The sequence below is a fragment of the Saccharibacillus deserti genome (genome assembly GCF_013618475.1).
Lineage (GTDB): Bacteria > Bacillota > Bacilli > Paenibacillales > Paenibacillaceae > Saccharibacillus > Saccharibacillus deserti.
The window spans coordinates 662,048-678,504 of the sequence record NZ_JABJVN010000002.1 but is presented as its reverse complement, the minus strand read 5'-3'; the positions used below and the strand labels follow the sequence as shown (position 1 = coordinate 678,504).

At 57.7% G+C, this 16,457-nt stretch carries 22 protein-coding genes; 3 read left to right on the top strand and 19 right to left on the bottom strand.

The genetic code is table 11. The features are described 5' to 3' along the window. Positions 1 to 7 precede the first annotated feature (7 nt). The 4 genes from HOP44_RS09095 to HOP44_RS09080 form a co-directional block, all read right to left on the bottom strand. Positions 8 to 445 carry a GNAT family N-acetyltransferase gene (locus tag HOP44_RS09095; protein ID WP_172252592.1) on the bottom strand — a complete coding sequence of 146 codons (438 nt, stop codon included), beginning with the start codon at positions 443 to 445 and terminating at the stop codon, positions 8 to 10. 89 nt (positions 446 to 534) lie between these two features. After that, a complete protein-coding gene (locus tag HOP44_RS09090) occupies positions 535 to 948 on the bottom strand; it encodes a hypothetical protein (protein WP_172252591.1) in 414 nt (137 codons plus the stop codon). Continuing rightward, entirely contained in the window at positions 945 to 1,409 is a 465-nt protein-coding gene (locus HOP44_RS09085) for a ribosomal maturation YjgA family protein (protein ID WP_172252590.1), read from the bottom strand. Before HOP44_RS09085 ends, HOP44_RS09090 begins: the two co-directional genes overlap by 4 nt. Next, positions 1,406 to 1,945 carry a histidine phosphatase family protein gene (locus HOP44_RS09080; protein ID WP_172252588.1) on the bottom strand — a complete coding sequence of 180 codons (540 nt, stop codon included), beginning with the start codon at positions 1,943 to 1,945 and terminating at the stop codon, positions 1,406 to 1,408. The genes HOP44_RS09085 and HOP44_RS09080 overlap by 4 nt, the downstream gene beginning before the upstream one ends. A 345-nt stretch (positions 1,946 to 2,290) precedes the next feature. Here HOP44_RS09080 and HOP44_RS09075 point away from each other — a divergent pair, with 345 nt between their 5' ends. After that, positions 2,291 to 3,682 (top strand): alkaline phosphatase, encoded by a 1,392-nt coding sequence (locus tag HOP44_RS09075; protein WP_172252586.1) that lies wholly within the window; start codon positions 2,291 to 2,293, stop codon positions 3,680 to 3,682. A gap of 104 nt (positions 3,683 to 3,786) precedes the next feature. Here HOP44_RS09075 and HOP44_RS09070 read toward each other — a convergent pair whose 3' ends face one another. The 6 genes from HOP44_RS09070 to HOP44_RS09045 all read right to left on the bottom strand — a co-directional run bounded on the left by HOP44_RS09070 (position 3,787) and on the right by HOP44_RS09045 (position 8,399). Beyond that, on the bottom strand, positions 3,787 to 4,434 hold the full coding sequence (locus HOP44_RS09070; RefSeq protein ID WP_172252584.1) for a hypothetical protein: 648 nt from the start codon (positions 4,432 to 4,434) through the stop codon (positions 3,787 to 3,789). Positions 4,435 to 4,531: 97 nt separating this feature from the next. Further along, on the bottom strand, positions 4,532 to 5,056 hold the full coding sequence (locus HOP44_RS09065; RefSeq protein WP_172252582.1) for a VanZ family protein: 525 nt from the start codon (positions 5,054 to 5,056) through the stop codon (positions 4,532 to 4,534). 12 nt (positions 5,057 to 5,068) lie between these two features. After that, complete coding sequence (locus tag HOP44_RS09060; protein ID WP_172252580.1) at positions 5,069 to 5,947, bottom strand: NAD(P)-dependent oxidoreductase; 879 nt, start codon at positions 5,945 to 5,947, stop codon at positions 5,069 to 5,071. Positions 5,948 to 6,088: 141 nt separating this feature from the next. Next, positions 6,089 to 7,513, bottom strand: a complete 1,425-nt coding sequence (thrC, locus tag HOP44_RS09055; RefSeq protein ID WP_172252578.1) for a threonine synthase — start codon at positions 7,511 to 7,513, stop codon at positions 6,089 to 6,091. Positions 7,514 to 7,642: 129 nt separating this feature from the next. Then, a complete protein-coding gene (locus HOP44_RS09050) occupies positions 7,643 to 8,119 on the bottom strand; it encodes an SRPBCC family protein (RefSeq protein ID WP_172252576.1) in 477 nt (158 codons plus the stop codon). A gap of 61 nt (positions 8,120 to 8,180) precedes the next feature. Further along, positions 8,181 to 8,399 (bottom strand): hypothetical protein, encoded by a 219-nt coding sequence (locus HOP44_RS09045; RefSeq protein ID WP_172252574.1) that lies wholly within the window; start codon positions 8,397 to 8,399, stop codon positions 8,181 to 8,183. A gap of 177 nt (positions 8,400 to 8,576) precedes the next feature. Here HOP44_RS09045 and HOP44_RS09040 point away from each other — a divergent pair, with 177 nt between their 5' ends. Continuing rightward, positions 8,577 to 8,840: an excalibur calcium-binding domain-containing protein gene (locus tag HOP44_RS09040; protein WP_172252572.1), complete on the top strand. Its 264-nt coding sequence runs from the start codon at positions 8,577 to 8,579 to the stop codon at positions 8,838 to 8,840. Positions 8,841 to 9,034: 194 nt separating this feature from the next. On the opposite strand, the gene HOP44_RS09035 is transcribed toward HOP44_RS09040, so the two are convergent. Then, positions 9,035 to 9,937 (bottom strand): PhzF family phenazine biosynthesis protein, encoded by a 903-nt coding sequence (locus HOP44_RS09035; RefSeq protein ID WP_172252570.1) that lies wholly within the window; start codon positions 9,935 to 9,937, stop codon positions 9,035 to 9,037. Then, positions 9,934 to 10,524 carry a TetR/AcrR family transcriptional regulator gene (locus HOP44_RS09030; protein WP_172252568.1) on the bottom strand — a complete coding sequence of 197 codons (591 nt, stop codon included), beginning with the start codon at positions 10,522 to 10,524 and terminating at the stop codon, positions 9,934 to 9,936. Before HOP44_RS09030 ends, HOP44_RS09035 begins: the two co-directional genes overlap by 4 nt. A gap of 167 nt (positions 10,525 to 10,691) precedes the next feature. Between HOP44_RS09030 and HOP44_RS09025 the strand changes: the two genes are divergently transcribed. Continuing rightward, the gene (locus HOP44_RS09025) at positions 10,692 to 11,876 is read left to right on the top strand and encodes an MFS transporter (protein WP_246369694.1); all 1,185 of its coding nucleotides are present in this window, start codon (positions 10,692 to 10,694) and stop codon (positions 11,874 to 11,876) included. Positions 11,877 to 11,973: 97 nt separating this feature from the next. Here the strand turns inward: HOP44_RS09025 and HOP44_RS09020 are convergent, their stop codons facing one another. The 7 genes from HOP44_RS09020 to HOP44_RS08990 form a co-directional block, all read right to left on the bottom strand. Then, entirely contained in the window at positions 11,974 to 12,771 is a 798-nt protein-coding gene (locus HOP44_RS09020) for a phosphotransferase (RefSeq protein ID WP_172252564.1), read from the bottom strand. Between the two features lie 31 nt (positions 12,772 to 12,802). Next, positions 12,803 to 13,054 carry a DUF2164 domain-containing protein gene (locus tag HOP44_RS09015; protein WP_172252562.1) on the bottom strand — a complete coding sequence of 84 codons (252 nt, stop codon included), beginning with the start codon at positions 13,052 to 13,054 and terminating at the stop codon, positions 12,803 to 12,805. Between the two features lie 4 nt (positions 13,055 to 13,058). Continuing rightward, entirely contained in the window at positions 13,059 to 13,490 is a 432-nt protein-coding gene (locus HOP44_RS09010) for a GNAT family N-acetyltransferase (protein WP_172252560.1), read from the bottom strand. 37 nt (positions 13,491 to 13,527) lie between these two features. Continuing rightward, complete coding sequence (locus HOP44_RS09005; RefSeq protein WP_172252558.1) at positions 13,528 to 13,758, bottom strand: hypothetical protein; 231 nt, start codon at positions 13,756 to 13,758, stop codon at positions 13,528 to 13,530. Positions 13,759 to 13,893: 135 nt separating this feature from the next. Then, the gene (locus HOP44_RS09000; protein WP_172252556.1) at positions 13,894 to 14,583 is read right to left on the bottom strand and encodes a hypothetical protein; all 690 of its coding nucleotides are present in this window, start codon (positions 14,581 to 14,583) and stop codon (positions 13,894 to 13,896) included. 237 nt (positions 14,584 to 14,820) lie between these two features. Beyond that, complete coding sequence (gene msrA / locus HOP44_RS08995) at positions 14,821 to 15,333, bottom strand: peptide-methionine (S)-S-oxide reductase MsrA (RefSeq protein ID WP_172253027.1); 513 nt, start codon at positions 15,331 to 15,333, stop codon at positions 14,821 to 14,823. 108 nt (positions 15,334 to 15,441) lie between these two features. After that, positions 15,442 to 16,455, bottom strand: coding sequence for an asparaginase (locus HOP44_RS08990; RefSeq protein ID WP_172252554.1), 1,014 nt, complete (start codon positions 16,453 to 16,455; stop codon positions 15,442 to 15,444). Between the last annotated feature and the right edge of the window lie 2 nt (positions 16,456 to 16,457).

Here is a 16,457-nt window from a genome sequence, read left to right as displayed (position 1 = left end):
GTCAAGTTCAAAGCGTCAGTCTGCGGCGGAAGCCTCTTACGTCTTCGGTATACCCCAACGCTTCATAGAAAGCATGGGCTTCGGTCCGGAAGCCGCTCGAGACAAGCAGCGCATAGGCGCAGCGGCTCTCGCGCGCGATCCGCTCCAGCTCTTCCATCAGCAGTTTTCCGACTCTCCTGCCGCGAAACGCATCCGATACGATGACATTTTCCATCACCATAAACGGGCGGCAGTCTCCGATCAGATCGTGGCAGACGACGCCCATTACGCTCCCGGCCAGCCGTTCGTTTTCAAACGCGCCGAGGAGCCGGTAATTCGGATCGGCGGCAAGCCTGGCGAACGTCTCCTGCATCCGCTGCGGCGACGACGGTTCTTCGACCAATTGTTCGTACAGCACGGCAAGCCGGGGCAGGTCGGTTTCCTGCAGAGTGCGAATTTGGATCATGGCTTAGGGAGTTCCTCCTTGAATCGGGTATTTATTTTTCGAAAATCAGGCTTTCTTCCAAGGGATGTGCCGCGATGCGGACCGATCGTTCATGGACGGACTTCCCTCATCGTCGGAATCTCTTCGTTATCGCCGGCGGGGCGCTCTCCGGCCGCGGGAAGCGGACGTGGACCCGGAGCCGAGGAAACAGGGGCAGGAGATTTGGCCGCGGCCCGGAGAGGCACGGGCAACGAGTCGGCCCGCGCCTCCGGACGGAAGTATTCGACGGCCAAAATCACGATGCCCGCGGCGAACATCAGCATCCCGATCGCGAACGGCAGACCGAGCGCCATGCTCTGTTTCAGATCCGCTTCGTACGGGCTGCCGCCGAAGATGGCGTACCACAACCGTGTGCCTTCCCAGGAAGACATATTCGGCACGAACAGTGCGGCAGCCACGAAGATGCAGCCGACAATCCATGTTCCCGCAAGCGTAAGCACGCAGCCGATCAACGTTTTTTTCATCGGGATTCCTCCTTATGGCTATTTTCGGTTTTTTTTCGGTCGGGAAGACGAAGCACCATCAGATCGGCGGCCCAAGCAGCTGCGATTCCCGCCGTATAGCGCACCAGATCGACCGTCAGGAAGCCTCGGCCCAGCACCAGTGCGCCAAGCGTCGTGGAGCGCAGTCCTTCGATCCACGACGCCCGGTACAGCTGGCTGAATTCGATGCCGAAACTGAATATCACCGCATAAATCGCACATGCAAGCGGCCGGTGATCCGGGAATACGAACCGAAACAGCAGATAGACCAGGGCGGCCCACAAGGCATCTCCCGCATGCCGCGCCAGAAATTCCGGCAGGGCGGACGCACAGGCCCGGGATGCCAGTCCCAGCAGGGCCGACGACGACGCTGCCGCGAGATACAGGGAGCGTTTGTACAGCCGGAGACGCCGACGGTGCCGGCGCTTGCGCACGTTTCTCATCGGGCGCCGTCCGGGCTCTCGTATTCCACGATCTCGCCCTGCTCGATATCCGTTCGCCCGACCAGGGTCCCGAATAAGGTCCCGTGCCCGACCACGATGACTTTTGAATGTTGCGAATAGCGTTCCAACACGCCCTCCAAACGTTCAAGCAGTCTGTCCCGGCTTTCCCATAATCTTGTCTCACCGGCCGGGTAAATGCCGCCGCAGCGATTGTAATCGTCGCGGAGTTCCCGCATGCGTTCCTCGGTATCGTATTCGAATGTCAGATCGGGCTGCCATTCCCGCAGATCGTATTCCACCTGCAGCGCAAGGTCGAGCTTCCTCGACAAGATAGCGGCGGTCTGCATCGCGCGCGTATAGGGCGAGCTCAGAATCAGCTCGGCTTCCCGCAGCCGGAAATCTGCCGAGGCTTCGACGATCTGCTTCACGCCTTTGTCTGTCAGCGGTACGAGATCGCGCCCGTTCCCTTTGAGATGAAGCGGTTTGTACGTATCCCAGTCCGGCTCTCCATGCCGGATCAAATAAAAAGTCGTCAACGTCCTCTCACCTTTCCGCGGCGCCGCCTGCGGCTGTATGCTCCATGCCGGCACGCTTTGCGCACGTTTCTTCCGCCCGACCGGGCCTGCTTTCACTCTACCTTTCCCCGTCGGAAAAAGGAAGCGCCGTTTGTCCCAAAAGCCTGCTTGCTCGGGTACGCGAACCGCCCGGTCAGCGCGACGCCTTCTTTTGTTTTTTCATATTTTTTACATAACTCGGATCTTCATTTTATATTGGCGACTATACTTGAGCATATATTCAATCATTAAGGCCTCCCTAATCTCCCCGTGAGTCGGCGTGAACGCAGATTTAGCCAAGATACATATTTGAAGGAGGACATGTACATGCACAGCTTGTTTAAAAAAGGACTTCCCGCCTTACTGGGTCTGACTTTGGCGGCAGCCCCGACCCTGACCGGAGCAGCCGTTCCGGCAGCTCCTGCGGCTCCGGCCAACGCTCCAACCGCAGCGGCAGCACTGGCCGCGGGCACAGCCAAAAACGTCATTTTCCTGATCGGCGACGGGATGGGTCCTTCCTACACGACGGCTTACCGGTATATGAAAGACAAGCCGTCTACTCCCCTGATGGAAAAAACGGCGTTCGATTCGTATTTGGTCGGCGCCCAAACGACGTATCCGGAAGACGAACACCAGAATATTACCGACTCCGCTTCGGCCGCGACAGCCATGTCTTCGGCAGTCAAGACTTATAATGCGGCGATCGCCGTCGACAACGACAAGACGGAAGTGAAAACGGTTCTGGAGCAGGCCAAAGAAAACGGGATGTCCACAGGCCTCGTCGCCACATCCGAAATTACGCATGCCACACCGGCCGCTTTTGGCGCACACGATCTCAGCCGCAAAAACATGGACGCGATCGCGGACGATTACTTCGACGAAATGATCGGCGGCAAACACAAGATCGACGTCTTGCTCGGCGGCGGCAAAAGCAACTTCGTACGCAAAGACCGCGATCTGACCGCCGAATTCAAGAAAGCCGGTTTCGGTTACGTGACCGATCGCAAAAGCCTGCTGGCCAACAAAGATCAGCAGCTGCTCGGCTTGTTCTCGGACGGCGGCCTCGACAAAATGATCGACCGCACTTCGGCAGCGCCGTCGCTGAAAGAAATGACGAATGCCGCGATCGACCGCTTGAGCGACAACGACCAAGGATTCTTCCTGATGGTCGAAGGCAGCCAGATCGACTGGGCCGGCCATGACAACGACATCGTCGGCGCGATGAGCGAGATGGAAGATTTCGAAGGCGCCTTCCAGGCCGCAATCGACTTTGCCAAAAAAGACGGCAATACGCTGGTTGTCGCGACAGCCGACCATTCCACGGGAGGTCTGAGTCTCGGCGCAAACGGCGAGTACAACTTCGACGTGGCACCGATCAAAGCGGCCGTGCGTACGCCCGACTACATGGCGGCCAAGATCGCTGCCGGCGAGTCGGTCGACAGCGTGCTGAAGAAAAACATCAAGCTCAAACTGACGGCCGAAGAACGGGCTTCCGTGAAAACGGCGGCGGCAAGCAAAGACGTCACTACGATCGACAATGCGATCGAAGCGATCTTCAATACCCGTTCGTTCACGGGCTGGACAACAGGCGGCCATACCGGCGAAGACGTACAGGTCTACGCGTACGGACCGAGCAGCCAGCGTTTTGCCGGTCTGATCGACAACACGGATAACGCGAAGATTATCTTCGAACTGCTCGGCGGCAAGCCGACCCGTTAACGGGAAGCGGCGCAAATCGGGCAGAGTATAAAACCCGGCAAAAAAGGATACGGCCCGCGCGGCCGTATCCTTTTTTGGTTTTAGAACTATTTTAAAATATGCTCTCACCGGTTTCGCTTCGCTGCGTGCCGGCGCCCGCGGGCAAGTGCCAGCGCCACGACCACCACCACCACCACCAGCACACCGCCGATTGCCCACACATAGATCGGGATGGCCGAGCCTTCTTCCGGCCAATCCGGAGAAGAACCGGCCTTCCGTTCAACCGGTTCGCCAAGCTGCTGCACGGCGGCCGGGTCGACGCCCGCCGCGTACGATTGATTGCCGGAGCAAAGGCCGGTCGTCAGCATGTTTCCGTCTTTGCGTGCGAATACAAGATACTTCTCTCCCATCTTGAAATCCGCTCCGCAGGATTCGCTGCTCATTTCCGTGGAAAGCGTCATCTTCTCGTACGCTTCCCCTTTCCAGGCTGTGTCGACTTCGAACCGGTAATAAACGGGATCCGCGCTGGAACGTCCCCCATCGGAACCAATCGGGCTTTCGCGACGGTCGACAGCGGTACCCGAGAAAATAGTATCCGCATAACCGGCAGCTTCTTCCGTATCGATAATCGCGCAGGTGCAGGCATAAGCCGGTATCGGCTTGACCGCCAAACTTCCTCCGATCCCGGCCAATACGATCAGCAGGGCAGCCAGCAGCCGGATTTTCGCGCGCATCATGCCGGTACGTAGCCGTCCGTTTTCTTTTCGCTTCACTTTATTCGCCTCCTTTATTTCCCTTCCGAGTTATCTTCTAAACGCAAAAAGGGAAGCGCATGTTGCACTTCCCTTTCTGTTTCTGCTCCAACGGATCTTACTGTCTTCGCTCCTGCGCGGTTCGACCGCGTCCGGCCGCCGAAGACTTGCGCCCGTCTCTTCGACCGCCGCGCTTTTTCTCCGGTCCGACGGCCAAGCGGTATCCGATGTAGCCGATCGTCGCTCCGGCTCCGTTCAGAATCAGATCGTCCACGTCCGCCACGCCCGCTCCCGAAATACCCTGTACCAATTCGAGCAGCAGAATCAGAGCCAGGAAACGGAGGATGAATACCGGATAACGCCGGCATCTGCGAAACAGGACCGGAAACAGCACGCCGAACGGAACAAACAGCGCGACGTTGCCCGCCAGATTGATCAGCGGCGCACGCAGATTGTTCCAGCCCGCCGAGCGGGTAAACAGCCGGATCGTCTCGAAAGGTTCCAGATTATAACGAAAATCGCCTCCCAACGCGATATGCGAAGAACGTCCGAATCCCCAGAACATCCAATAAAGCAGCAGAGATCCGTAACCGAGCAGCACCAGCGCAGCCAGCAGTTTCGCGGCGATATTTCGGGCTTTCATAAGCAAAACTCCTTATCGGTTTTCGTTTCTTTCTTTGAGTTCGAGCCAGACGGCGGCCATGTCCAGTTCGCCTCTGCCGCTGCGCACCGCGTCGGCATAAGTCCGGTCCGCGGCTTCGGCCAGCGGCAGCTCGAGACCCTGCCGCTTCGCTTCCGCCGTCAGCAGCCCCAGATCTTTGGACAGCAGGCTCACCATAAACGCCGCCGGGAACTCTTCGTTCATCCACATGTCTTTTTTGCCGGCCAGCATCGGCGTGTTGACGGCGGATTCGCCGATCATTTCGATCAGCTGCGCGCGGTCAAGTCCCGCCCGTTCGCCGATCAGCAGCGATTCGGAGATGCCCTGCGCCATGACGCCGAGCAGCAGGTTGATCGACAGTTTGGCCGAGCTGCCTGCGCCGACCTCGCCGAACCGGATCGTTTTTTTGCCCAAAATATCGAAAAACGGCTGACACCGCGTCACCGCTTCCGCACGGCCTCCGGCCAGGATGACCAGCTGCCCCTTCTCCGCCGGACCCACGGAACCGGATACCGGCGCATCCACGTAATGCCCGCCCGACTGCTCCACCTGCCTCGCGAACCCTTGCGCTTCTTCCGGCGCGATCGTGCTCATGTTTACGACGACGCTGCCGGCTTCAATCCCTGCAAGCAGACCTTCTTCTCCTTCGAATACAGCCTGCACGGCAGAACCTTTCGTCAGCATGACAAAGACGACTTCGCTGCCCTGCGCGGCTTCGCGCGGCGAAGAGGCAAGTACCGCTCCGTTTTCCGTCAGCGGACGCGCTTTGTCTTCCGTCCGGTTATATACACGCACCGGGTAACCCGCCTGCAGCAGATTGCGCGCCATCGGCAGTCCCATATATCCCGTTCCGATCCAGGCCAATTTGTTCATGATTGTTCCACGCTCCCGCTTCGCTATTTTTTTGCTCTACAGCCAGCATACCGCAATCCGCGCGGAGAGTCATGTCCGCCTCCCGTTCGGCCGCAGCAAAAAACGCCTCCCTTACGGAAGGCGTTCCTTTGGGTCAACCGTTTAAGAGCGGCTTACCGCGTCACCCGCAAAAAAAGCTTCGAGCTGACGCGTCACTTCCGCTTTGTCGTTGTCGATCACGGTCTGGAACTGCTCTTTGGCGACCAGCTCGGCGATCTCGACCGGGAAGTCCTGCACGATATCGAGCAGGCGTACCGCTTCGTCAAACTTGGCCGGATGCGCCGTCGCGAACGCGGCGGTCACTTCGCCTTCCCCGTTGAACGCTTCGTACGCCGCCACGCCGCACGCGGTATGCGGATCAAGCAGATAATCGTACTCTTTTTTGTAACGGCCCATCAGTTCCAGCCCCTGCTCGTTCTTGGCGCCGAGCGCATGCAGTTCGGACTGCACGCGCTCCAGCAGTTCGCCTTCGACGGTGATGCCGCCTTCGCTCGCAAGCTTCGCCATGTACGCCGATACTTTCTCGGAATCTTCGTCCAGCAGATAATACAGGTAGCGTTCGAAATTGCTCGCCACCTGGATGTCCATCGACGGGCTGTGCGTCTTGCGGAACTCGCCCGGACGGTATTCGCCAGTCGTCACGAAGCGCTCCAGAATATTGTTTTCGTTCGTCGCGATGATGAGCTTGTGGATCGGCAGGCCCATCTTTTTCGCCAGGAAGCCCGAGAAAATATTGCCGAAGTTGCCGGACGGCACGCTGACGTTGATTTTCTTGGCGGCCGCGTCGGCACCCAACTGTTCGCTCACGCGGAAGTACGCATAGAAGTAATAGACCGTCTGAGCCAGAATCCGGACAAAATTGATCGAATTGATCGCGCGCAGATGATGTTCGCCTTTGAACGACAGATCGGAGAACAGTTCCTTGATGATGCGCTGGCAGTCGTCGAAGTTCCCTTTGACCGACAGGTTCAGCACGTTCCCGTCGTTTACCGTCGTCATCTGCAGTTCCTGCACTTTGCTGACTTTTTCATGCGGGTGAAGGATACAGATCTTGATGCCTTCCTTGCCGCGCACGCCCTGGATCGCCGCCGCGCCGGTATCGCCGGACGTTGCGCCGAGGATATGGATGATCTCGCCGCGCGTCCGGGAGACGTACGAATAGAATTCGCCCATGAACTGCAGCGCTACGTCCTTGAATGCAAACGTCGGGCCGTGGAACAATTCCAGAATATAGAGGGAATCGTTCAGCTTGCGCACCGGCGTCACTTCCGGTTCGCGGAACGAAGCGTAGCTGGCATCCACCAACTGCTTCAGATCGGCTTCCGGAATTTCTCCGTTGGCGTACAGCGAGAAAATTTCGATAAACAGCTCGCGAAAAGGCAGCCCTTTCCATTGTTCCAGCGTCCCGGCCGATACGGTCGGGATCTGCTGCGGAATCATCAGCCCTCCGTCTTCGCCCAGTCCCATCAGAACGGTATCGATAAAGCCTTTCGGTTCAACTTGACCTCTTGTACTGACGTAGTTCATCGTAAGCCCCCAGTGATCGAGAATATTTCAATAATCATACCCCGAAACCGACATCGGATGACAGTCTTTTTTTGCTTTTCGCTCCAAAAAACAGTCGGCGAGCTTAAACGGAGCTTTTCCCGCAGCGGACTATTGTCCTTCCAACGTGTACATCTGCTCTACTGCTCTTTTCAGCTGCCGCTGGCGGTAGCGGATAAAAGATCGCATATAACGTTTCAGAACGAGCGTGTCGAACAGACGGCCGAACGGTCCCAGCGGAGAAGCGAACTGCAGGATATCGCGCACGATCGTTTCTTGACCGCTTGTCTCGAATTCATGCCGGTGGCTCATGTGCCGAAACGCGCCGCGGCTCATCCGATCGACGAAAAAGTCCGGCCGCTCCATTTCTTCCGCAACCGACTCCAATCTCTGCCGCACACCGAAATGAACCGCTTCGAATACGACCTTTTCGCCTTTTTCCATCAGGCCGTCCCTTCTTCCGCCAGGCAGGGTCCGTTCTTTCGTTCGGGGCCGGACGGTTTGCGGATGCAGTCCGATATCGCGTGCGGCATCGTAGCAGACCTCGATCGGAGCATTCAGCCGGATTTCTTCGCTGATGATAACCACGGACATCAGTCCTCCCGAAACGGACACTTCGCCTAAGCGCCCAGCTCCGTTTTCTTGTCGTTCAGCTTATGCCGTAATCGAAACGAATCTTTTTGGAATCGTCGATAGCCGCGCGAAGCTGCTTCAACCTGTCCGTGAAACGGGAATCCAGCGGCGATTTTTTTCGAATGATCCATTGGGCGGTCCGGCAGTAGGCATATTTGATATACAGCAGCGCCACCTTTTCCCCGGCCAATCCTTCCCGCTCCTCGTTAAAAAATCTCTTTTTGCGCTCGGCCATCTGTTTTCCTCCTCTTGTTATTCGTTCATCTCCTTTTACTGAATCTTGTGCCTAATGTCCTTGTTATTTCCTTACCCTCTATTAAACCCCTGGCTTCTTCTTCCGATATAAACCTCAGACGACATTCGTTCCGCCCCGAGGACGGGACTATCCCTTGATGAACTGGAGGCTTTCCCCATGAAAAAAAGACTGGCCTACGGCCTGAGCTTCGCCCTGCTGCTTGCCGTGGCCGTTCCCGCATCTCCGCAGCCTGTCGACGCCGCCCAAAAGTATCAAAACTGCTCCGAACTGAACAAAGATTACAAAGGCGGCGTCGCCAAATCCGCATCCGTCAAAAACAAAGGCGGCAAAACGAAGCACAAACCGTTCGTTTCCGCGAAATTGTACGAAGAAAACCAGAAAAAAGACCGCGACAAAGATTTTATTGCCTGCGAAAAATAAGGGATGCCTTCGGGCATCCCTTATTTTTGTAGGCGTTCATAGCCAACGTGTTCCTTTTTTATAATCGTTTGGGGAGGATTCCGACCGAATAGACACTGCGTACCCGGTACGTTTTCTTTTCCATGATCATCCGCCCCCTTCCTCTTATCCCTTAAACGCGCCGGAAGCGAAGGAAGTTGGGTTTTTGCATCTATTCAATCCAATTCGATCTCCAATTCCCCGACGAACACCGCCTGTCCGGATACCCGGATATCCATGCCGCCATCGTCTGTCCGCGCCGCTTCTACCCGAATCCGGCCGCTGCGTCCCATCTCGATTCCCTGCTCGACCATGAATTCGCCGCGATCCGCTTCCGGCTCCATATAAGTCAGTGCGTAAGCGCCCATGACGCCGGTCGCCGTGCCCGTAGACGGGTCTTCGACCATGCCGGAGAACGGCGAAGAGAAATGACGCGCGTGCATGCGGGCTGCGGGATCGACGGTCTCCATACAAAAAGGATGCAAAGACGCCCGCGGCTGCTGCGTCAGCACCCCCGGAAAAGCGGCATTGTCGGGAGTCATACGCGAGAAGGCTTCCAGATTCCGGATCGGAATCAGCAGCGTCCAGACGCCCGTACTGCCGTAGACGATCGGATAGCGGTCATCCAGATCGTCTACGGACAGTCCCATCAGCGCAAGCAGACGGTCCCGATCGCCTTCGAACGGAACAAATGCCGGGTCGGCCTGGCGCATGCGCATGAACAGCGATTCCCCGCCGCCGTCCGCCCCATACCGAAGCTGCACCGGCAGCAGGCCGGCTTTGGTCTCGATCAGCGCCTCGGTTCGGTCCAGCCTTCCTCTCGTATGCAGCGCGTACAGCGACGCCATGGTCGCATGTCCGCACAGGTCCATTTCATTCCCCGGCGTAAAATAGCGCAGCCTGACGTCCGCTTCTTCCGAACGGCAGATAAACGTCGTTTCGTTGAAACCGACTGCAGCCGCAACCTTCTGCATCTGCGCATCCGTCAAAAAATCCGCATCCAGCATCACGCCTGCCGGATTGCCCTGCCCTGCGACAGACGAAAAAGCCTCGTAATGAAACACTTGAACGGTTGTCATGATTGCGCCTCCTTGAATAAGGTCAATGTCCCCGCGATCGTCGAGTCGACAAAAGCGGCATCCGGCCTCGTTTTGACCATCACGGTCAGACCGATCACCGCTACCAGCAGCGCATGGGCCAGCGCGGCCGCATCCTGGTCCGGTGCCAATTCGCCCGAAGAGATGCCCTGTTCGATCCGCTGTCGAAATCGTTCGGCCAATCTCAGCTGATGGGCCTGCGTCTTCGCGGTCCACTCCGGTTCGCGGCGCGCCAGCTCGTCGATGGTCAGAATCGCCAGGCAGCCGAGTGTCGGGTCTCCGCCCGAACCGGCGGTCGCTAGATCGCGCAGCAGGCAGCCGAATGCCGCCGCTACTGCGGATTCCCTGCCCAATACTTCGTCCACGTAAGCGATATGCTTGCGCATGTACAGATCCAGAACTTTCCCGAACAGCTCCCGCTTATCGCCGAATGCCGTATACAAACTTGGCTTGCGGATATTCATTCTCTCGGTCAGATCGTTGAGCGAAGCGGCTTCGTACCCTCTTTCCCAGAATACCCGCAGAGCGGCTTCGAGCGCTTCCCGTTCGTCAAAAGCACGCGGCCTCATGTTCTTCCTCCTTCGCCTATAGGGTTCTGTCAACTCTGTACCGATCAGTATAAATCATTGTCCGCCGAATTGGCAAAGGGTTGACAAGATCGAAAAGGAACCGATATAGTAGGCGGGCACCCATTACATACCGATCGGTACAAAACATGCACCTAAGGAGGCTTATCATGTCCGTATCCCGTTCTTCGACAGAACTCTCACCGAAAATTCCGCTGCTGCTTGCGGCCGCCTGCGGCCTTGCCGTGGCGAACGTGTATTACACGCAGCCGCTGCTTGGCCTGCTGGCGGACGAATTCCGCGTTTCGGTCTCCGCCATCGGCTCGATCGTGATGGTCGTTCAGCTGTTCTACGCGCTTGGTCTGCTGCTGATCGTGCCGATCGGCGATCTGCGAAGCCGGAAACGCATGACGGTCATCCAACTGCTGCTGATCGCCGCCGGTTTGCTGGCCGCCTCGCTCGCTTCGAGCTTTTTCATGCTGCTGGCCGGATTGGCTCTGGTCGGTCTCGCAGCCGTTGTGACCCAGGTACTCGTCAACTTGGCTTCGGCGCTCGCGGCCGAAGAACAACGGGGCCGAATCGTCGGCATCGTCACGAGCGGCGTAGTCGTCGGTATCTTGCTGGCCCGCACGTTTGCCGGAGTCGTAAGCGATCTGGCCGGCTGGCGCGCCGTGTATCTGATCTCTTCGCTGCTGACGGCCGCCGCCGCGTTCACCCTCTTGGCCGTGCTGCCGCCGGACTCTGCCGACAAGTCCCGGTTGTCGTACGGACGGCTGCTGCTGTCGATACTGCGGCTGTTCGCGGAAGAACGTCTGCTGCGGACCCGGGCGGCCTTGGCCTTTTTCGTCTTTACCGCTTTTGGCATTCTGTGGACGCCGCTTGCCCTGCCGCTTGGCAGTGTCCCGCTGTCTTTGTCCCCGTCGGCAATCGGCGCGTTCGGACTGGCGGGAGCGGCCGGAGCGCTCGGCGCTCTGGGAGCCGGACGCCTAGCTGACCGGGGATGGGGCGAACGTACAACCGGTATCGCTTTGGTCCTCCTCCTGCTGTCTTGGCTGCCGATCGGCCTGCTGCATCACTCGCTGCCGCTGCTTGTCGTCGGGATCCTGCTGCTGGATTTCGCGGTGCAGGCGGTGCACGTTACGAACCAGAGCCTGCTGTTTGCCGCGCTTCCGGCAGCACGCGGTCGTCTGACCGGCGCTTACATGGTCTTCTACTCGATCGGAAGCGCACTGGGCGCATTCTTGTCCACCCAGGCGTATGCGCATTACGGCTGGAGCGGTGTCAGCCTGCTGGGGGCATGCGTCAGCTTGGCAGGATTGATCTTCTGGATCGCCACGCAAAAAAGGCGCCTCTAAAACGGCGCCTTCCCTTCTTCTTTTCCCGCTCAAGCGGTAGACGAACCCAAACCCGGCTCGAACCGAGGTCGAAAACCGCTTTCGGACAAGCTTGCGTCTATAGGAGACGGCTCCTAACGAATTCGACCAGCTTGTCCTTCTCGGACTCCGCGATAGGTTCGACCAGACGGGCGGCCGCCGCAGGCAGCATCCAGCGCTCGATCTCCGCCCTGGCAAAGCCCGACTGTTCCGAATACGTCTGCAGATAGGCACTGCGGAATACGGCCGCCGCTTCTTCCATGCGTCCTCTGGCACCGCCTTCGTCCGTGCCGAACCCAAGCAGCAGCAGGGTCCGTGCAGCATCGTACAGAGGATGGCCGCAGTTGGCATCGATCCAGTCGATGACCTGCCAGTCTTCCCCGTTCTCCATAATATTCCCCGGGTGAAAATCGCCGTGGCAGAACTGTTGTCCATCAGGCAGAAGCTCCAATGCTTCCAGAACCTGGCGGCGCTCCGATCCGCTGAGACGGTCCGCCCAGCCGATCCGCTGTACCAGGCGGATGCGCTGATCGTCGTCCAGGTCAGCGGCTTTCCGTTCGTTCAGCCGAACCTGATACGCGGCAAATTTATGTGCCGCTTCTTCGGCCGTCTCCGGGCTGCGATGCAGACGCTGCAGCAGCGACTCGCCTTCGAGGCGTTCCAGCAGCAGAACCTGCCGGCCTTCCAAGTTCGTCAACCCGAGCGGTTTGGCGGTAGGCAGGCCTGCCGCATAAGCCCACTCGCTTTTTTGATATTCGGACGCTGCGGCTGCTTCGGAGAACCCTTCCCGAAACAGCTTCACGACACGGCCCGATTCGTCAAGGTAAATCTCGGCCGTGCCTCCGTCTCCGATTTTACTCCACAAATCCTTGTTCATCGCTCACCTTTTTCCGCCGTTCCTGCGGCCTTTATCTCCGGTTGACCGGACGCTCCAGCGCATACAGTTCGTCTTCGATCTGCAGCATCTTTTCGTTCACCGCCGCTTTGGCATCCCGAACGGCCTGATTGTATATGTACGGGGCAAACTGTTTCATCATATGGTCGAGCAGCTGTTCCGCCGCAAGACTTCCGATTTCTTCCCCGCGCTCTTCATAGAAAAAGTTCCGCAGGTCGGCGATCATCTCGTCTTTGTCTTCTTTGGGCACTCGGATCGGAATCATGGGTTCACCTCCTCTCGGGTGGTTCGGTCCGCGCAGGACCGCTTGGCCTGCTGCGGTGCATGACCACCTGCCGCGTAGGCTTGAATCCGCTTTTCTCGTAATAATCGGTAAGCTTGGTCGAGCAAAATAAACTCACGACTTCGATTCCGCTCAATTCCTTGATCATTTTGTCGATCAGCTGCCGGCCGATCTTTTGCCCCCGGTGTGTGCGGAGCACGACCACATCTTCCACGTAAGCCCGGTAAACGCCGTCGGACACGGCCCGGCAGAATCCGACCAGCTGCTTGTCTTCCCAGGCTCCGAGTACGATTCCGTGTGCCAGCAGCTTGCGGATTCCTTCTTTGGTGCGTTCGGGCCACCAGTCGACATCTTCATAGAGACGCATGAGCTGAAGCGGGGGAATCGTTTTTTCCGTATGCGGTTTGATGACGACCATACAGCCGAAGCCTCCTTTTTTTCGGATCCGTTTTCTTTTACAATAAAATCATTTGCGGCAAATACGCCAAGCGGCGGATATCAGGAAGTTGCCTGCCATGCGCACCAATAAAAACAAGCCGCACAGTCAGAGTTACAAAACAAAAAAGGGAAATCCCGTACTCCGAAAAAGCTTCTCTTCCCTGTTCAAACGGCTCCCGCCCCTCTGGATTGGGGGACCGGTGATGCTGATTGTGTTGGGTTGGCGTACTGGCGCTGCCTTCCGTCATGCTGGCCGGATTCCAGACGCCGCAGACTTCCTATGATCTCGCGCGGTATTACACGGAAGGGATCCGGTATACGCAAAAATCCCGGTATACACGCCTAGGCATACCGGGAAAACGGCTTTGAAAAACGTCGGACGTTCAGGGCTCAATCGGATTGACCATGGTCGGATCGGCGATCAGCGACAAAGCACTCTCTTCGAGACACCCGTACCAGACGTCCGAGTAATAATCCATGATAAGCAGATTATCGCCGCACAGATAGAACGAATGCGAAGGTTCCTTGAAGACATAATAACCGTCCAGCCAGATCGGATTCAATGTGTCGCGGAATACGGCCGGATCGAGCCCCCCCTGCAGCTTGCCGAAATACCGGCTCCCGAAGACCAGCTCCTGCAGGCAGAATGTCGTCATAAAATGAGGAAGCGAAGGACATACGATTTCGCTCTCTTCCAGATAATCGTCCCACAGCCGCGCGGCATCGCTGTATACCGGCGAATCGTCGCGGCCGGCATCGACCTCGCAGCTCCAACTCCCTTGATTTTCGAGCAGAAACGTAATCCGCCCGTCCTCGCGTTTCAATCCGGATGCATCCATCCAGATATCCTGCGCTTCAAATAATTTTGGACGCAGCCCGCCCGGGTCGCTGCCCGTTCCGAAAGACGGATTGGGCCAGTTGCCGGCGAACCTGTAGAAATCTTTTAGGACGAAAGGCAGATCCGCCGGAATCTCTTCGGTTCGAATGCCGTACTCCGGTTTTGCGGGTCCGGCCCACTTGCAGATAAAAGCTTTCAGCCGCTCCAACGTCAGTTCGTTGTCCGGAATCAGCATGTTCATTCCCCTTTGGTATGTAATGCCTTTATTTTATCGGTAACCCAAAAAACTGAGAAGCCCGCTATTTCCTATTTCTGCCGACCTTTGAACCGACGCCTATGCGAAGTTGGTCCCATTGCGGGCAGGCTTCGCTTTATTATAAAGGAGTTGGACGGATTTTACACATCCATCAAAAAAGACGCGCCCAAGGCGCGTCTTTTGGTCTAGCTGGAGAAATCGGCCGGATCGGCGCCTTTACCAATTGGAATCGATAAAGGCGTCCCGTCCCGACTGCTCGCGGTCTTCTTTGTAATGCTTCGGATTTTTCTTGTGGTAATCCTGATGGTAATCTTCGGCTTCGTAAAAGTCCTGCGCAGGCAAAATATCCGTCACGATCGGCTTATCGAAACGCCCGCTGTCCGCAAGCGCCTGCCGGGAAGCGAGAGCTTCCTGCTGCTGTTCTTCGTTGTGGAAAAAGATCGCCGGTTTGTACTGCGGCCCCCGGTCCTGGAACTGGCCTTCGCCGTCCGTCGGATCCGTCTGCGGCCAATACAGCTCAAGCAGCCGGGCGTATGGAAACACATCAGGTTCGAATGTAATCTGCACCACTTCGTAATGTCCCGTCGTGCCGGTCTTCACCTGCTCGTACGTCGGATTTTCTACCGTGCCGCCCATGTAGCCGGACACAATTCCGTGAATCCCCGGCTGTTCTTCAAAAGGTGTAACCATACACCAGAAGCAGCCGCCGGCAAAGGTAGCCTTTTCGATTGTGTTTTCGCCCGCATTTTGTGCGAAGCCTTGAGAATGCTGATTCATCGCCGCTACCGCTCCTTCCTGAATTTGACGGGTCGATGGCCCATGCTGCCTTTTCTATCTCTACTCGGCGCGGGAATTCAGCACAAAGCGGGGTCTGATCTCGCCGATCCGCTCTTTGCGCGCATTCAGTACCGGAGCATGAACATGTTCCGCAAGCTGTTCGAACTGCTCGGGCGTTCCGATGCCGAGCTGCTTCAGCACTTCCATCGCCGCAACGGAAGCCGCACGCTCGCTTCCGTCTTCGACTTTGACCACGATCCCGATCCCCAGATCGGCTACTCCGATACATTGGACGCCTTCCGCGCCGACTTTGGCGACCAGCCGGCCCGCGAACACGCGCATCAGATCGGTGTCGAAGCGGTTCTTGCCCGCCACCATCTCGGGGCGCGCCGTCATGCCGGAACGAATACGGTTCAAAGCGTCCGCGCGCTGCGCAGACACCGTCCCTTCCGGTTTGGCCAACCGGGCGAAACCGAGAGCCGCCCCGCGGAGCGGCAGCCGATGCACCGGCACGCCGCAGCCGTCTACCCCGATCCCGATTTCTTCGACGGGCACATCGCATACGTCGGCAATGACCGACAGAATGCGCTGCTGGTGGGGATGTCCGATCTCGCGATAGGTGTCCGTATCTTCATGCAGATGCGCCGCGGTCAGCAGCATCCCGGAATGTTTGCCGGAACAGTTGCTGAACACGGGGGTCAGTTCGCGGCCTGCGCGAATCAGTTCTCGGTAACTTTCGCCGTCGCGCGGAACATGCGTGCCGCACTGCAGATCCTTTTCGGACAAATGCGCTCTCGAGAGTACATCCAGCACCGTTTCCCGATGAATCGGTTCGCCGCTGTGGGAAGCGCAGCTGAGCGCGATCTCCGCATCGCCGTAGCCGTAGGCATCGGCCGCGCCGGATTCGATCAGCGGCACCGTCTGGAACGGCTTCATCGACGAACGGGGAAAGGTCAGGCGTTCGGGATCGCCGACACTGTACAGCAGGCGGCCGATCCGATCCACAACCGCCGCATGAATCTTATGGCTGCTCTCGGTATACTCGCCACGGGTAACTTCTACGTCCTGCGACATCG

What these genes read in the sequence shown, in the direction of transcription:
- HOP44_RS09095 (WP_172252592.1), bottom strand. Translation starts at nt 445, where the DNA reads ATGATCCAAATTCGCACTCTGCAGGAAACCGACCTGCCCCGGCTTGCC.
- HOP44_RS09090 (WP_172252591.1), bottom strand. Translation starts at nt 948, where the DNA reads ATGAAAAAAACGTTGATCGGCTGCGTGCTTACGCTTGCGGGAACATGG.
- HOP44_RS09085 (WP_172252590.1), bottom strand. Translation starts at nt 1,409, where the DNA reads ATGAGAAACGTGCGCAAGCGCCGGCACCGTCGGCGTCTCCGGCTGTAC.
- HOP44_RS09075 (WP_172252586.1), top strand. Translation starts at nt 2,291, where the DNA reads ATGCACAGCTTGTTTAAAAAAGGACTTCCCGCCTTACTGGGTCTGACT.
- HOP44_RS09065 (WP_172252582.1), bottom strand. Translation starts at nt 5,056, where the DNA reads ATGAAAGCCCGAAATATCGCCGCGAAACTGCTGGCTGCGCTGGTGCTG.
- HOP44_RS09060 (WP_172252580.1), bottom strand. Translation starts at nt 5,947, where the DNA reads ATGAACAAATTGGCCTGGATCGGAACGGGATATATGGGACTGCCGATG.
- thrC (WP_172252578.1), bottom strand. Translation starts at nt 7,513, where the DNA reads ATGAACTACGTCAGTACAAGAGGTCAAGTTGAACCGAAAGGCTTTATC.
- HOP44_RS09045 (WP_172252574.1), bottom strand. Translation starts at nt 8,399, where the DNA reads ATGGCCGAGCGCAAAAAGAGATTTTTTAACGAGGAGCGGGAAGGATTG.
- HOP44_RS09040 (WP_172252572.1), top strand. Translation starts at nt 8,577, where the DNA reads ATGAAAAAAAGACTGGCCTACGGCCTGAGCTTCGCCCTGCTGCTTGCC.
- HOP44_RS09035 (WP_172252570.1), bottom strand. Translation starts at nt 9,937, where the DNA reads ATGACAACCGTTCAAGTGTTTCATTACGAGGCTTTTTCGTCTGTCGCA.
- HOP44_RS09030 (WP_172252568.1), bottom strand. Translation starts at nt 10,524, where the DNA reads ATGAGGCCGCGTGCTTTTGACGAACGGGAAGCGCTCGAAGCCGCTCTG.
- HOP44_RS09025 (WP_246369694.1), top strand. Translation starts at nt 10,692, where the DNA reads ATGTCCGTATCCCGTTCTTCGACAGAACTCTCACCGAAAATTCCGCTG.
- HOP44_RS09020 (WP_172252564.1), bottom strand. Translation starts at nt 12,771, where the DNA reads ATGAACAAGGATTTGTGGAGTAAAATCGGAGACGGAGGCACGGCCGAG.
- HOP44_RS09015 (WP_172252562.1), bottom strand. Translation starts at nt 13,054, where the DNA reads ATGATTCCGATCCGAGTGCCCAAAGAAGACAAAGACGAGATGATCGCC.
- HOP44_RS09010 (WP_172252560.1), bottom strand. Translation starts at nt 13,490, where the DNA reads ATGGTCGTCATCAAACCGCATACGGAAAAAACGATTCCCCCGCTTCAG.
- HOP44_RS09005 (WP_172252558.1), bottom strand. Translation starts at nt 13,758, where the DNA reads ATGACGGAAGGCAGCGCCAGTACGCCAACCCAACACAATCAGCATCAC.
- HOP44_RS09000 (WP_172252556.1), bottom strand. Translation starts at nt 14,583, where the DNA reads ATGCTGATTCCGGACAACGAACTGACGTTGGAGCGGCTGAAAGCTTTT.
- HOP44_RS08990 (WP_172252554.1), bottom strand. Translation starts at nt 16,455, where the DNA reads ATGTCGCAGGACGTAGAAGTTACCCGTGGCGAGTATACCGAGAGCAGC.